The organism is Klebsiella sp. P1954 (genome assembly GCF_018199955.1).
GTDB classification, from domain to species: Bacteria; Pseudomonadota; Gammaproteobacteria; order Enterobacterales; family Enterobacteriaceae; genus Klebsiella; species Klebsiella pneumoniae.
Genome location: NZ_CP073373.1, coordinates 4568280 through 4581970, shown reverse-complemented (window position 1 = coordinate 4581970; position 13691 = coordinate 4568280). Strand labels below are relative to the sequence as shown.

At 60.0% G+C, this 13691-nt stretch carries 11 protein-coding genes and 1 pseudogene; 4 read left to right on the top strand and 8 right to left on the bottom strand.

Annotated features, from left to right (window positions below):
- Nucleotides 1-4: 4 nt before the first annotated feature.
- Nucleotides 5-1350 (bottom strand): annotated as a pseudogene (gene glpT / locus KB890_RS22155) (glycerol-3-phosphate transporter).
- A 271-nt stretch (nucleotides 1351-1621) separates the two neighbouring features.
- Between glpT and glpA the strand changes: the two are divergent.
- From glpA to glpC, 3 genes are read left to right on the top strand one after another with little or no spacing between them, the layout of a single operon-like run.
- Nucleotides 1622-3244 (top strand): anaerobic glycerol-3-phosphate dehydrogenase subunit A, encoded by a 1623-nt coding sequence (gene glpA, locus KB890_RS22150; protein ID WP_002913020.1) that lies wholly within the window; start codon nucleotides 1622-1624, stop codon nucleotides 3242-3244.
- Nucleotides 3234-4493 (top strand): glycerol-3-phosphate dehydrogenase subunit GlpB, encoded by a 1260-nt coding sequence (gene glpB, locus KB890_RS22145; protein ID WP_015958752.1) that lies wholly within the window; start codon nucleotides 3234-3236, stop codon nucleotides 4491-4493. Before glpA ends, glpB begins: the two co-directional genes overlap by 11 nt.
- On the top strand, nucleotides 4490-5668 hold the full coding sequence (glpC, locus tag KB890_RS22140; RefSeq protein WP_020324244.1) for an anaerobic glycerol-3-phosphate dehydrogenase subunit GlpC: 1179 nt from the start codon (nucleotides 4490-4492) through the stop codon (nucleotides 5666-5668). Before glpB ends, glpC begins: the two co-directional genes overlap by 4 nt.
- Before the next feature lie 21 nt (nucleotides 5669-5689).
- On the opposite strand, the gene yfaU is transcribed toward glpC, so the two are convergent.
- The 7 genes from yfaU to KB890_RS22105 all read right to left on the bottom strand — a co-directional run bounded on the left by yfaU (nucleotide 5690) and on the right by KB890_RS22105 (nucleotide 13102).
- Nucleotides 5690-6493 (bottom strand): 2-keto-3-deoxy-L-rhamnonate aldolase, encoded by an 804-nt coding sequence (gene yfaU / locus KB890_RS22135; RefSeq protein WP_002913043.1) that lies wholly within the window; start codon nucleotides 6491-6493, stop codon nucleotides 5690-5692.
- Nucleotides 6494-6507: 14 nt separating this feature from the next.
- Nucleotides 6508-7797 (bottom strand): MFS transporter, encoded by a 1290-nt coding sequence (locus tag KB890_RS22130; protein ID WP_002913045.1) that lies wholly within the window; start codon nucleotides 7795-7797, stop codon nucleotides 6508-6510.
- A 42-nt stretch (nucleotides 7798-7839) separates the two neighbouring features.
- Entirely contained in the window at nucleotides 7840-9045 is a 1206-nt protein-coding gene (gene rhmD, locus KB890_RS22125; RefSeq protein WP_004184969.1) for an L-rhamnonate dehydratase, read from the bottom strand.
- A 10-nt stretch (nucleotides 9046-9055) separates the two neighbouring features.
- Complete coding sequence (locus KB890_RS22120; protein WP_002913046.1) at nucleotides 9056-9841, bottom strand: IclR family transcriptional regulator; 786 nt, start codon at nucleotides 9839-9841, stop codon at nucleotides 9056-9058.
- 204 nt (nucleotides 9842-10045) lie between these two features.
- A complete protein-coding gene (locus tag KB890_RS22115; RefSeq protein ID WP_004151110.1) occupies nucleotides 10046-11242 on the bottom strand; it encodes a nicotinamide mononucleotide deamidase-related protein YfaY in 1197 nt (398 codons plus the stop codon).
- Between the two features lie 102 nt (nucleotides 11243-11344).
- Nucleotides 11345-11887 carry a YfaZ family outer membrane protein gene (locus KB890_RS22110; RefSeq protein WP_002913070.1) on the bottom strand — a complete coding sequence of 181 codons (543 nt, stop codon included), beginning with the start codon at nucleotides 11885-11887 and terminating at the stop codon, nucleotides 11345-11347.
- Between the two features lie 273 nt (nucleotides 11888-12160).
- The gene (locus tag KB890_RS22105) at nucleotides 12161-13102 is read right to left on the bottom strand and encodes an Rpn family recombination-promoting nuclease/putative transposase (protein WP_004180717.1); all 942 of its coding nucleotides are present in this window, start codon (nucleotides 13100-13102) and stop codon (nucleotides 12161-12163) included.
- A gap of 137 nt (nucleotides 13103-13239) precedes the next feature.
- On the opposite strand from KB890_RS22105, the gene nudI reads away from it, so the two are divergent.
- On the top strand, nucleotides 13240-13665 hold the full coding sequence (gene nudI / locus KB890_RS22100; protein ID WP_004180719.1) for a nucleoside triphosphatase NudI: 426 nt from the start codon (nucleotides 13240-13242) through the stop codon (nucleotides 13663-13665).
- Nucleotides 13666-13691: the final 26 nt, after the last annotated feature.

Here is a 13691-nt window from a genome sequence, read left to right as displayed (position 1 = left end):
CTCCTTAGGCTTGTTTCAGCTGTTGGTGATGGCGACGTTCACCGAGCATCACGATAACCAGCAGGATAACCGCCAGCACGCTGCCGCCGATCATCACCATAAAGCCGCCGTCCCAGCCGAAGAAATCGACGGTGTAGCCGACGATAGCGCTCGCGGCCACGGAACCGCCAAGATAGCCGAACAGGCCGGTGAAGCCCGCGGCGGTGCCGGCGGCTTTTTTCGGCGCCAGCTCGAGGGCATGCAGACCAATCAGCATCACCGGGCCGTAGATCAGGAAGCCAATGATGATCATACAGGCCATATCGACGCCCGGATTGCCCGGCGGGTTCAGCCAGTAAACGACAGTGGCGATGGTCACCAGGGTCATAAAGAACACGCCGGTGGCGCCGCGGTTGCCTTTAAACACTTTGTCCGACATCCAACCGCACAGCAGCGTGCCCGGGATCCCCGCGTACTCGTACAGGAAATAGGCCCAGGAGGATTTATCCAGCGCGAAGTGTTTAACTTCTTTCAGGTAGGTCGGCGACCAGTCGAGAATGCCGTAGCGCAGCAGATAAACGAAGACGTTAGCGATAGCGATGTACCACAGCAGCTTGTTCGGCAGAATGTATTGCATAAAGATCTGCTTCGCCGTCAGCTCTTCTTCGTGCTTTTCGCTGTAATCGTCCGGGTAGTCGTTTTATATTCTTCAATCGGCGGCAGACCGCAGGACTGCGGGGTGTCGCGCATCATTGCGAAGGCGAAAATCGCCAGCAGAATGGCGCCGAAGGCCGGCATATACAGCGCCGCGTGCCAGTCGTTAAACCACGCCATCCCTAACAGGAACAGCAGCGGCGGAATGCCGCCGCCGACGTTATGCGCGCAGTTCCACACCGAGACAATCCCGCCGCGCTCTTTCTGCGACCACCAGTGCACCATGGTCCGGCCGCACGGCGGCCAGCCCATCCCCTGGAACCAGCCGCAGAGGAACAGCAGCACGAACATTATCATGATGCTGGACGTCGCCCACGGCACGAAGCCCATCACCAGCATCACCAGCGCGGCCAGGATCAAGCCAGCCGGCAGGAAAATGCGCGGATTCGAGCGGTCAGAGACCGATCCCATGATGAATTTCGAAAATCCATAGGCGATGGAGATACCGGAAAGGGCGAAGCCGAGGTCGCCACGAGAGAACCCCTGCTCGATAAGATAAGGCATCGCCAGGGCAAAGTTCTTACGAACCAAATAGTAGGCGGCATAACCAAAAAAGATGCCAATAAAAATCTGCCAGCGTAATCGGCGATATAGCGGGTCAATCTCCGCTGCTGGCAAACGCGCTTTATGCGCGGCGGGTTTAAAAATACTTAACATATCAGCCTCCGTGGCCCTTGCTGTTTTCTACTGACGTCACGACAAAATCCCAGATTAATCACCAACTTCAAATATGGTCGCGATGGTAGGCAATACGTAGAGTTGATACTGTGAAACATCGCACAATTTGTTACAGAAATATGACAAAACGTTCCAATGTGAGCACGAAATCACATAACACGCTCAAATAACGCGCGAATATGCTCGAAATCAAACAATAACCTTACTAATTGTGGCTAAATGGTGTTAAACGAAAGCAGAGGAGCTGAAGATGACGGGACGTCTTGATAGCGAGGTCATTATCATCGGCGGCGGAGCAACCGGCGCCGGTATCGCCCGCGACTGCGCCCGGCGCGGATTACGAACGCTGCTCATTGAGCGCCATGATATCGCCACCGGGGCGACCGGCCGGAATCATGGACTGCTGCACAGCGGCGCCCGCTACGCGGTGACCGACAACGAATCCGCCCGCGAATGCATCAGTGAGAACCGCATCCTGCGCCGCATCGCCCGCCACTGTATTGAACCGACCAATGGGCTGTTTATCACCCTGCCTGAAGATGACCTGGCATGGCAGCAAACCTTTATCGACGCCTGTCAGCAGGCTGGCATAGAGGCCACGCCGCTCTCGCCGCAGGAAGCGCTGCGCCGGGAGCCCGCCGTCAACCCGACGCTGCTGGGCGCGGTGCAGGTCCCGGACGGTACCATCGACCCGTTTCGCCTCACCGCGGCCAATATGCTCGACGCCCGCGAACACGGCGCGCAGATCCTTACCGGCTGCGAAGTAACAGGCCTGCTGCGCCGGGGCGATCGCGTCTGCGGCGTCCAGGTATACGACCGCCAACTTCACCAGGCCCGTACTCTGTACGCCGGGATGGTGGTTAACGCCGCCGGGATCTGGGGGCAGCGTATTGCGGAATATGCCGACCTGCGCATCACCATGTTCCCGGCGAAGGGATCGCTGCTGATCCTCGATCATCGGATTAACAACCTGGTGATCAACCGCTGCCGTAAGCCGGCCGACGCCGATATTCTGGTGCCCGGCGATACCATCTCGCTGATCGGCACTACCTCAATGCATATTCCTTATGACGAAATTGACGACAACCGGGTAACAGCGGCGGAGGTCGATACCCTGCTGCGCGAAGGGGAAAAGCTGGCGCCGGTCATGGGCCGCACCCGGATCCTCCGCGCCTACTCCGGCGTCCGCCCGCTGGTGGCCAGCGATAACGATCCCAGCGGGCGCAGCGTCAGCCGCGGCATCGTCCTGCTCGACCATGCCCAGCGTGACGGTATGGAAGGCTTCATTACCATTACCGGCGGCAAGCTGATGACCTATCGCCTGATGGCCGAGTGGGCCACCGACGCCGTCTGTCGTAAGCTGGGAAACACCACCCCCTGTACCACGGCCGAAGCCCCGCTGCCCGGTTCACAGGAGCCAACGGAAAGTACCCTGCAAAAGATAATCTCCCTCCCCACCCCGCTGCGCGGCTCGGCCGTCTACCGTCACGGCGATCGCACCCCGTCCTGGCTTGGCGACAGCCGCCAGCACCGTAGCCTGGTCTGCGAATGTGAAGCCGTCACTGCCGGTGAAGTGAAATACGCGGTGGAAAACCTGGCGGTCAACACCCTGCTCGACCTGCGCCGCCGCACCCGGATTGGCATGGGTACCTGTCAGGGGGAACTCTGCGCCTGCCGCGCTGCCGGCCTGCTGCAGCGCTTTAACGTCACCACGCCCGCGCAGTCGTTAACCCAGCTCTCGGAATTTCTCAATGAACGCTGGAAGGGCGTGCAGCCCATCGCCTGGGGCGATGCGCTGCGCGAAAGCGAATTCACCCGCTGGGTCTACCTCGGCCTGTGCGGATTGCCACAGGAGCACCGGGATGAAGTTTGATTGCGCGATTATCGGCGGCGGGCTCGCCGGCCTGCTGTGCGGGCTGGCCCTGAATCAGCACGGCCTGCGCAGCGTCATCATCAGCCGCGGGCAGAGCGCGCTGCATTTTTCCTCCGCGTCGTTAGACCTGCTCTCGGCGCTGCCCAACGGCGATCACGTCACTGACGTCGCACAAGGTCTGCAGCAGCTCGCTGAACAGCTTCCTGAACACCCTTATTCCCGGCTCGGCGCCGAGGCGGTACTCAAATACGCGACACAGACCGAAGCCCTGCTGGCCGCCTGCGGCGCGGTGATGCAGGGCGATGCGCGCCGGCCGCACCGGCGGGTAACGCCGCTGGGGACGTTGCGCCCGGCATGGCTGTCGCCCCTTGAGGTGCCTGTCGCGCCCCTGCCGTCGCAGGGCGCCTGTCTGGTGGGGATCAGCGGCTTTGCTGATTTTCAGCCGCATCTCGCCGCCGCCGCGCTCGGTCAACACGGAGTTACCGCCGCGGCGGTGGAAATCGAGTTACCGCTGCTGGATGTGCTGCGTGACAACCCGACCGAGTTTCGCGCCGCCAATATCGCCCGCGTCCTGGATGATGAGAATATGTGGCCGGCCCTGCATGCAGCGCTGCTACCGCTGGCGCAGCAGTATGACCTGCTGATCATGCCCGCCTGTTTTGGCCTCGCCGACGATCGCCTGTACCACTGGCTGCAGGCGCGTCTACCCTGCCCGCTGCGTCTGCTGCCGACGCTGCCGCCTTCGGTTCCCGGGATGCGTTTGCATTCTCAGCTGCAACGCCAGTTCATTCGCGAGGGCGGCGCCTGGCTCGCAGGCGATGAGGTGGTGAAAATCAGCCATCGACAGGACGCCGTCGAGGCGGTCTGGACGCGAAATCACGGCGATATTGCGCTGCGTCCGCGCTTTACCGTGCTGGCCAGCGGCAGCTTTTTCAGCAACGGTCTTGTCGCCACTCGCGATAGCGTGCGCGAGCCGATCCTCGGCCTCGACCTTCACCAGACCCTGCCACGGGAAAGCTGGTACCAGCGCGATTTCTTCGCCTCACAACCGTGGCAGCGCTTCGGCGTGAAAACCGATGCCCTGCTGCGCCCCCTGCTGGGCGGGCAGCCGTTCCATAATCTGTTCGCCATCGGCTCATTGCTCGGCGGGTTCGATGCCATTCAGCTCGGCTGTGGCGGCGGCGTCTGCGCCGTTACCGCGCTGCACGCCGCCAGACAGATCCACGCCCTTGCCGGAGGCCGGCCATGAACGATACCCGTTTTGAAAGCTGCATTAAGTGCACGGTCTGTACCACCACCTGCCCGGTAAGTCGGGTCAATCCGCGCTATCCCGGCCCGAAACAAGCGGGGCCGGACGGCGAACGCCTGCGTCTGAAGGATGGCGCGCTGTACGACGAGGCGCTGAAGTACTGCATTAACTGCAAGCGCTGCGAGGTCGCCTGCCCGTCGGATGTGAAAATTGGCGATATCATTCAACGCGCCCGGGCACAGTACGGCCAGCAAAAGCCGACCCTGCGCGACGCCATCCTCAGCCATACCGACCTGATGGGTACCCTTTCCACCCCCTTTGCCCCCCTGGTCAACGCCGCCACCGGCTTAAAACCGGTGCGCCGTCTGCTCGACGCGACGCTCAACATCGATCACCGGCGTACGCTGCCGAAATATGGTTTCGGCACCTTCCGCCGCGCTTACCGCCAGCTCGCCGCCCGTCAGAAGCAATACAGCGAACAGGTGGCTTTCTTTCACGGCTGCTACGTCAACTATAACCATCCACAGTTGGGTAAAGATCTCATTCGCGTCGTCAACGCGCTGGGTACCGGGGTGCAGTTGTTATCAAAAGAAAAATGCTGCGGCGTACCGCTGATCGCCAACGGTTTTTTCGACAAGGCGCGTAAGCAGGCGCAGAGCAACGTCGCCGCGATGCGGGAAAACACGCTACCGATCATTGCCACCTCCTCGACCTGCGCCTTTACGCTACGTGATGAATACCCCCATCTCCTCGATGTCGATAACAGCGATCTTCGCGATCGGGTCGAGCTTGCCACCCGCTGGATCTGGAAACAGCTGGCTGCCGGCAGGACGCTACCGCTGCGCCCGCTGCCGCTGAAGGTGGTCTATCACACCCCGTGTCATATGGAAAAGATGGGCTGGTCGCTGTATACCCTCGAGCTGCTGCGGCTGATCCCCGGCCTGCAGCTGGAGGTGCTGGATTCACAGTGCTGCGGCATCGCAGGCACTTACGGGTTTAAAACTGAGAATTACGCGGTATCCCAGGCTATCGGCGCCCCGCTGTTCCGTCAGATTGAGGAGAGCGGGGCCGACCTCGTCGTCACCGACTGCGAGACCTGCAAATGGCAGATTGAGATGTCCACCAGCAAACGCTGCGAGCATCCGCTGACGGTGCTGGCGAAGGCGCTCGTCTGAGCCCAGCGCCAGCCTCCGCCGTCAATAGCTCGTTTTCTCTTGCGGCTGGGCGCTGGCAGATTTAAACATCGCCAGCCGGCGGTCCAGCGCCTGGGTATACAGCATGGTATCCACCCCGACGGCGACAAAGTTGGCCCCCCAGGCAAGACATTTTTCCGCCATCGCCGGGTCGACCGCCAGAAATCCGGCCGCTTTCCCCGCCGCGCGAATGCGCCGGATGCTCTGCTCGATCACCCGCTGCACGTCAGGGTGACCGGCATCGTCCGGGTAGCCCAGCGAGGCGGAGAGATCCGCCGGACCGATAAACACCCCGTCAATGCCGTCCACCTCGAGAATAGCGTCCAGGTTCTCCAGCGCGGTTCGGCTCTCGACCTGAATCAGCAGACAGAGTTCGTCATTCGCCTCCGCCATATAATTCTCCACCCTTCCCCAGCGCGCCGCTCTCGCCACGCCGGCGCCAACGCCGCGGCTCCCGATGGGGGGATAACGGGTCGCTGAGACCACCTCCCGAGCCTGCTCGGCGGTATCGACCATCGGCACCAGCAAGGTTCTGGCGCCAATATCCAGCACCTGTTTTATCAGGCTGCGGTTGCCCTCGACCGGGCGAATGACCGGCTGGCTGGCATAGGGGGCAATCGCCTGCAGCTGATGATAAAGATCCTGAATGGTGTTCGGGGCATGCTCGCCGTCGATCAACAGCCAGTCGTATCCCGACGTCGCAGCGATCTCCGCCATGTAGGATGAGGTGGAGCTCAGCCACAGGCCGATTTGCGTCTCACCGCGTAATAATCCCCGTTTGAAGGGGTTAGATAACAGTGCGTTCATAGCGATTCCTTTATTCAATGCTGTACGCTGCCGCGCTGGGGTACCGCGCGGGTAAGGCTCAATGAAAAGATAATGACCACCCCAACAATGGCGACGCCGGCCAGGGTTAACAGTCCGGCGGCGCTGCTGGCGAACAACGTTTCGGCCTGCACGCGCACGATCGGCGCCAGAAAACCACCGATGGCGCCAAACAGGTTAACAAAGCCAATCCCTGCGGCCAGCGCCGTGCCGGACAGCAGCTGCGTCGGCATCGTCCAGAAGACCGGCTGCACGGCGATCACCCCGACCGCCGCCACGCACAGCGCGATGATAGCCAGCACCGGCGCCACCAGTCCGGACACTGCAATCCCGACCGCCGCCGCCAGCAGCGTCAGGGCGGCAATATTGCGTCGCTCGCCGGTGCGATCGGAGTAGCGAGGGATAAGCCAGGTGCCAAACAGCGCCGCCACCCACGGGATGGCCGTCACCACCGAGGCAACGAAGCCGACTTTGGTGCCCAGCAGCGCAGCAACCTGGGTGGGCAGGAAGAAAATCAGACCATAGACCGCCACCTGAATGGTCAGATAAATCAGCGCCAGCTGCCAGACCCGCCCGTTACGCAGCGCATCGGACAGGCGCGAGGCAATCTTTTTCTCCTCCTCGCGCGCCAGCTCGCTTATCAGCGCCTGTTTCTCCGCTGCGCTCAGGAAGCGGGCATGCTGCGGCGAATCGTCCAGCCAGAAGAAGGTGAACGCTCCCGCGGCGACGGCGAGCAGGCCTTCAATGACAAACATCCAGAACCAGCCGGGATGGCCCATAAATCCATGCATCTCCAGCAGCGCACCGGATAAAGGCGATCCCAGCGTCAGGGCCAGCGGCGCGCCCATATAAAACAGCCCCATAATGCTGGCGCGGTTTTGCTGGGGAAACCACTGTGAAGTGAGGTAGATCATTCCGGGAAAGAAGCCCGCCTCCGCCGCGCCCAGCAGGGTACGTACCAGCAGGAATTTCGCTTCCGTATCCGCCCACGCCATCGCCGCCGACAGCACGCCCCACAGCAGCGTGGTGCAGCCGATCCATCGCCTGGCGCCAAATTTGCGCATCAGCAGATTGGCCGGCACCCCGAGGAAGGCATAGACCACAAAGAAGATACCGGCCCCCAGCGCGTAGGCCTCATTGCTGAGTCCGGTATCCAGCTGGTAGGTCTCTTTGGCGAAACCGATATTAGAACGGTCAAGAAACGCCAGCACGTACAGCGCCAGCATAAAGGGGATTAAGCGGGCGCGGTTTTTCTTCACCACGCTCTCCAGCAGAGTGTTGCTCATCATAATATCCTCAGGCGCGGGCCGCCGGGCGGCCCGACGCAATCAGTGTTGATAAGGACGCTTCAGGTTGCAGTCGCGATTGAGCTCGACGCCAAAGCCGGGTTTGTCCAGGACCGATTTATGAATGCGCCCACTCTCCGGCACCGGCTCGCCGAGCAGGATCGGGTCGAACTGAGGGCGCAGCGTGGCGCAGTCCGGACTGGTCATCAGAAACTCACTGAACGGCGTGTTGGTGAAGGTGATCACCGCATGATGTGAGTAAACCGACGAGCCGTGGGGCACTACCAGCTGCCCGCGCGCTTTGGCGATGGCCGCGATCTCCACCAGAGTGGTTAAGCCGCCGCACCAGCCGACGTCGGGCTGCATAATATCGATGCCGGTTTCCGACAGGGTGCGGAAGGACTGCAGCGTGCCGTGGTGCTCGCCGCTGGTCACCATCATCCCGGCAGGCGCCTGGCGCTTCAGCTCGCGATAGCCTTCATACTGCTGCGGCGGCAGGCACTCTTCGATCCACTTGAGGTTATAAGGGGCGCAGGCATGGGCAAGTTTGGTGGCATAGTTAACGTCCTGGCTCATCCAGCAGTCCAGCATTAACCAGAAATCCGGGCCACATTTTTCGCGCATATCCGCCACCATGGCGACGTCTTTGCGGATCCCGGCGTCGCCATCGTGCGGCCCCCAGTGGGTAGGCATTTTGCCGCCGATAAAGCCCATCTCCTGCGCCAGGTCCGGACGTGCGCCGGTGGCATAGAACTGGATTTCGTCGCGCACCGCCCCACCCAACAGTTTGTAGACCGGCAGGCCAACCACTTTCCCGAACAGGTCCCACAGCGCCAGGTCGACACAGGAGATGGTATTCATCACCAGGCCGCCGGATCCCGCGTAGTAAAGGGTGGCGTTAAGCATCTGGTCATGGATCAGTTTGATATCGCTGACGCATTTGCCTTCGATAAAGCGGTTGAGATGTTTTTCGACGATAAAGCAGCCCATCTCCCCGGCCGTCGACACCGCAAAGCCGGTCTGTCCGTTGTCGGCTTCCACTTCCACAATCAGCGTCCCCAGCACGTTGATGCCAAACGACTGCCGGGACTGCTCATACTGTTTATATTTGCTCATCGGGGTGGCGATATGATCGTCAATCCAGTGGTTAGCCCCCTGGTCATGGTAATCGCCGCCGCCGGCGCCCTGCTCTGCTGTGGCGCCGCCGATGAACCAGGCGCGGACGTGTTTAATTTTCGGTAGGGTCATGATGTTCTCCTTATGATGAGGCGAGTTGTTCGAAGGGGCTTTTCCACCCCAGCAGACGTGAAATATCTTTCGCGCAGGCAATCGCCTTACCAGCCAGGTAATCGCGATTGTCTTCATTGATTTGCAGACGGGTACCCACCACCGAGATGGCGGCGGTCAGGTCGTTATTGGCGTTAAATACCGGGGCAGCCACGCAGCGCACATCCGGATAGTCCTCGCCATTATCAAAGCTCCAGCCCCGGGCGCGGATCCGCCCCAGCTCCTCCCGCAGCTGCTGAGCATCGGTGATGGTCGTTGGCGTGGCCCGCTCCCACTGCAGGTCTTCGATAATCGACGCCTGAACGCTGGCGGGCTGCCAGGCCAGCAAACATTTGCCGATCCCGGAGCGGTAAAGCGACAGGCTCTTACCCTCATGCGAGCGCACGCTGATGGTGGCGGGAGACTCAATTTTCAGAATGTAGTAGGCGTTACCCTGATCGATAATGCCCAGATGACAAAGCAGGCCGCACTCATCCATCAGCCGGGTGAGGCGCGGCCGCGCCAGCTCGCGCAGGTCCATTTTGCTCAGCGCCTGCCCGGCCAGCTCCACCAGCTTGGTCCACAGGCAGTAGTTATCCTGATTATCCATACTGATGAAGCGCTGCTTTTTCAGCTCGCCCAGCAGCAGATACACCGTGCTTTTCGGGATCCCCAGCTCCGCTATTATCGTCGCCGCGCTGCAGGGGCCGATGCGGCCAATTAAATTGAGGATCTCAATCGCGCGGGTCAGCGCCGGGACTTTCGTTGATTCCAACATACTGGACTCCAATCCTGAATACTGGAATCAGTGTTGCGATTGTCCGGGCGGTAAAGTGTGAGCGACATCGCGGGGCAATCGTTTTCCCGTATACTGGACCGTTCGCAGCAGAAAATTGCGACTTAACGCACAGAATTTTTTCAGAAGAGTACAACAGGTTGGACGACCGGCGCCCCGAGGATACGGTGCGCCGGGGGGAATGACTTACAGCGAGAGGGAATCCACCACGTTAATCCAGCCATGTTCGCTGGCCAGCGGTTGGCCATTCAACCAGCGACGCAGCATGTTTAACGCCATCATAGCGCAGACTTCCTGGCGTACCGCCAGGCTGTGGCGGGTGGCGCTAAACTTCACCCGCAGTGCGAAGGTGCCGTCCGGGGTGGCCAGGGCCACGTTAAGATGATCGTTTTCCTGACCGCTCACCGCCAGAGCCAGGCCGGCAAAATGGTTTATGCGCCGCTCGGCCGCCCAGCGGGCCGCCTGCGCCAGCGTCTCCTCCTGCGCCGGAACGACTTCGCTGGCCAGCAGCGGCGCGCCGGCGCGGGACAGCTGGAGCGCCAGCAGGCCGCTGGTAAACTGCTCGCTGAGCGTCAGGCTCAGCTGCCGCTCCTGCAGACAGCGGGCGATTTGCGCGGGTAACCCTTCCGTACCTTCGAAAATCAGGCTGTCGCCAGCCACCTTACGCACCTCCGGCCACAGAGCCAGCATGGCGTCGCGCTGGTTGGCCGGTCCGGTTAGCTTGAGTTCAATGATCGGCATCGACGAGCGGTAACCCATCACCACGCCCGGAGGCAGCGTCAGCGGATTAAGACTTTGCGCCAGCTCGCTCTCCGAGCGGCCAAAGGTGGTCAAACGCAGGCATACCGGCGGGTCCGGCAGCGTAAAGCGCTGGCGCAGGCGCGGTAAAATTTCCTGCTCGACCATCACCTTAAATTCAGAGGGGACCCCGGGAGTGAAAAACATCAGGCAGCGGTTGAGCTGGATGGCAAAGCCACAGGCCGTACCGACCGGGTTGTTGATCATCTCAGCGCTGGCCGGGATTTCCGCCTGCTTACGGTTGCTTTCCGCCATCGGCCTGCCGCGCTCGGCAAAAAAGCGGGTCATGGTTTCCAGCCACTCCGGATGCAAAATAAGCCCTTCGCCTTTCGCAGTGGCAGCGGCCAGCGCGCTCAGGTCGTCGCTGGTTGGGCCGAGGCCGCCGTTGACGATCAGCACATCCGCCTGTTCGCTGCGTTCGCGCAGAATCGCCACCAGCGCATCGAGATCGTCGCCAACGGTATTGCGGCGCGTTAACGGTAAACCCTGATTAAAAAAGAAATCCGCCAGCCATGCCGCATTGGTATCAATGATTTGACCATGCAACACTTCATCGCCGGTGGACAGCATTTCCACATTCAACATTGCTCACTCCTTGCCTGCCAGGTGAGAAATACTATAACGCAAAGCGGGATGCTGACGAGGAGGAAAATCTGGCGCAGCAAGAAGATGCCGCGCCGGAAGAGATTAGAAGCTGGCGCTGGCGCCGATGTATGGGCCGTCGGCGATGGTGTTATCGCGGTTGCCATCTTTGCCCGCCAGGTTCAGGTAACGGTAGCCGGCCTGGATGCTAAGCGGACGCATAATGGTCCAGCTGGCGCCGACGTTGGCTTCCTGGTAGCTATCAATGCCGCTGGAGAGCGAATCCGGAGAGTAGTAATAATCGCCGTACAGGCGGAAGCTGTCGCCGATTTTCCACTGCAGGCCGCCGCCGACCGCGGCCGCATAACCTTCATCGCCCTGTTTCGGATTGGTGTAAATACCTTTACCACCCACGGTCGCGAGGAACGGCCCCAGCGGAATATTGAGTCCCAGGCCTAAACCCGCGGCGTCGCCGTCGTTATCGCTGTGCAGCCAGTTACCCGAAACGGCCAGGCCGGTGGATTCGGTGCCGAAGCCGACGCCAAGGTTGGTGTAATGCTCGCCGGCTTCACCGGTAACGCTAATCGCATGGGCCGCCGAAGAAACCATCATCACGCCCGCCAGCGCCATAAAAATGCTTTTTTTCATTATTTACTCTATCCAGAAAATTAAAATCAAAGAAGTCCCGAAAAACCTGAAAATTCTACTGCGCACCCATCAGGAATCAATGACCTGGCGAAATGAATTTTCACAAGAGTGTAACCAGTTGCGTATTTTTACGGCATCGAGCGTTGCCAGAACCACGAACAGCCTATTCAACGCCAGTAATATTCATGTTTATTATGATTAACGCTGACACATTGACGAAAACAGAGAGCTGGCGCCGCACGATCGGCGCGGCGCGGGTGGATAAGGGAATAATTAATGCTGCAGCCGGGCCAGACATTCCGGGGCGAGGCCGGTCAGTTTCGCCACCAGCGACAGGTCGAGTCCGTTAGCAAGCATCGCCCGGGCGATACGCTCCGCGGTCTGCTGCTCACCTTGCTCGATACCTTGCTGTAGACCTTGTTCAAGACCTTGCTTTAATCCTTGCTGATGGCCGCGTTGTTCCAGAAACTGGGCAATATTCATTAGCGTCTCCTTATGCGGCCGCCGGGGAACGTTTTGCGCAAGATGGCGCAAAAAAGCAACCGGATCGGCGGCGTTTCCTGCCTGTAATAAATAGTGCAACAGCGTCTTAAGCTGCCTGCGGCTAGTGTATCCCAGCGCCAGGAGCCTGACCAGCTGCTCATGCAGGTCCATCAAATCCCGCTGGCGAATATGCTTCTGCAGCAGCTCCAGCATCGCCACGCGCCGGTGGCGCATGATTTCATCGTCCGGGGTGCTAGTGATATCAATTAAGGGAAAATCTTCACCATAGATCCGCCGCGCGATGTCCGGATCGGCAAAGCCTGCCAGCCAGCACATCGGGTAAGGCCAGGGAGAAACGCGACCATGATAAAACAGCAGCGGGATCACCAGCGGCAGCTGCGTATGCCCTTTATCCAGATGACGCTGCATCGCGGCTATCGCATAGCGCATCAGGCGAAATGCCATATGGCGGTCCGCCGAGCTTTGGTGCTCTATCAACAGATAGATATAGCCCTCCCCCGCCTGCGTTTGCAGCGAGTAAAGGATATCGGAATGACTCGCCCGCAGTTCGTCGTCGATAAAGCTCCCGGACTCCAGCCGCAGCGTGTTCAGGTTACATAACGCGCGCAGCGGTGCGGGAAGGTGAATGTCCAGAAAATCCCTGGCCGTCGCCCGATGCGACAGCAGGTGTTTAAATACAGCATCGTGGGGGGAATTCGTCGCCCTTTCCATGGCGGTGCTCCATACAATCATTTTCGCTTAACGTAGCACTCAACAAGACCTGAACTGTATTTCGCTTGCAGTTTACCGAGGCGGTTCGCAAACTATTTCACCAGCATACCGCCCCATCCCTCTGCAGGAGAAAACCCATGCGCCACAGGACGATTGTTTGCCCGCTGATCGAGAATGAAGGCCATTATCTGCTTTGCAAAATGGCCGCCGACCGCGGGGTTTTTCCCGGGCAATGGGCCTTATCCGGCGGCGGCGTGGAGCCAGGGGAACGTATTGAAGAGGCGCTGCGGCGGGAAATACGCGAAGAGCTCGGCGAAAAACTCATCCTTACCCATATCGCGCCATGGTGCTTTCGCGACGATACCCGCGTCAAAACCTCCCCCGACGGGCATCAGGAAACGATCTACATGATCTATCTCATCTTCGACTGCGTGAGCGCCAATCGCGATGTGACGATCAACGAGGAGTTTGACAATTACGCCTGGGTCAAAGCCGAAGATCTCAAAAACTACGATCTTAATGCCGCCACCCGCGTTACTCTCAGCCTGAAAGGGCTACTTTAGTCCAGCATACCGCGTTCAACCCACCC

What these genes read in the sequence shown, in the direction of transcription:
- glpA (WP_002913020.1), top strand. Translation starts at nt 1,622, where the DNA reads ATGACGGGACGTCTTGATAGCGAGGTCATTATCATCGGCGGCGGAGCA.
- glpB (WP_015958752.1), top strand. Translation starts at nt 3,234, where the DNA reads ATGAAGTTTGATTGCGCGATTATCGGCGGCGGGCTCGCCGGCCTGCTG.
- glpC (WP_020324244.1), top strand. Translation starts at nt 4,490, where the DNA reads ATGAACGATACCCGTTTTGAAAGCTGCATTAAGTGCACGGTCTGTACC.
- yfaU (WP_002913043.1), bottom strand. Translation starts at nt 6,493, where the DNA reads ATGAACGCACTGTTATCTAACCCCTTCAAACGGGGATTATTACGCGGT.
- KB890_RS22130 (WP_002913045.1), bottom strand. Translation starts at nt 7,797, where the DNA reads ATGAGCAACACTCTGCTGGAGAGCGTGGTGAAGAAAAACCGCGCCCGC.
- rhmD (WP_004184969.1), bottom strand. Translation starts at nt 9,045, where the DNA reads ATGACCCTACCGAAAATTAAACACGTCCGCGCCTGGTTCATCGGCGGC.
- KB890_RS22120 (WP_002913046.1), bottom strand. Translation starts at nt 9,841, where the DNA reads ATGTTGGAATCAACGAAAGTCCCGGCGCTGACCCGCGCGATTGAGATC.
- KB890_RS22115 (WP_004151110.1), bottom strand. Translation starts at nt 11,242, where the DNA reads ATGTTGAATGTGGAAATGCTGTCCACCGGCGATGAAGTGTTGCATGGT.
- KB890_RS22110 (WP_002913070.1), bottom strand. Translation starts at nt 11,887, where the DNA reads ATGAAAAAAAGCATTTTTATGGCGCTGGCGGGCGTGATGATGGTTTCT.
- KB890_RS22105 (WP_004180717.1), bottom strand. Translation starts at nt 13,102, where the DNA reads ATGGAAAGGGCGACGAATTCCCCCCACGATGCTGTATTTAAACACCTG.
- nudI (WP_004180719.1), top strand. Translation starts at nt 13,240, where the DNA reads ATGCGCCACAGGACGATTGTTTGCCCGCTGATCGAGAATGAAGGCCAT.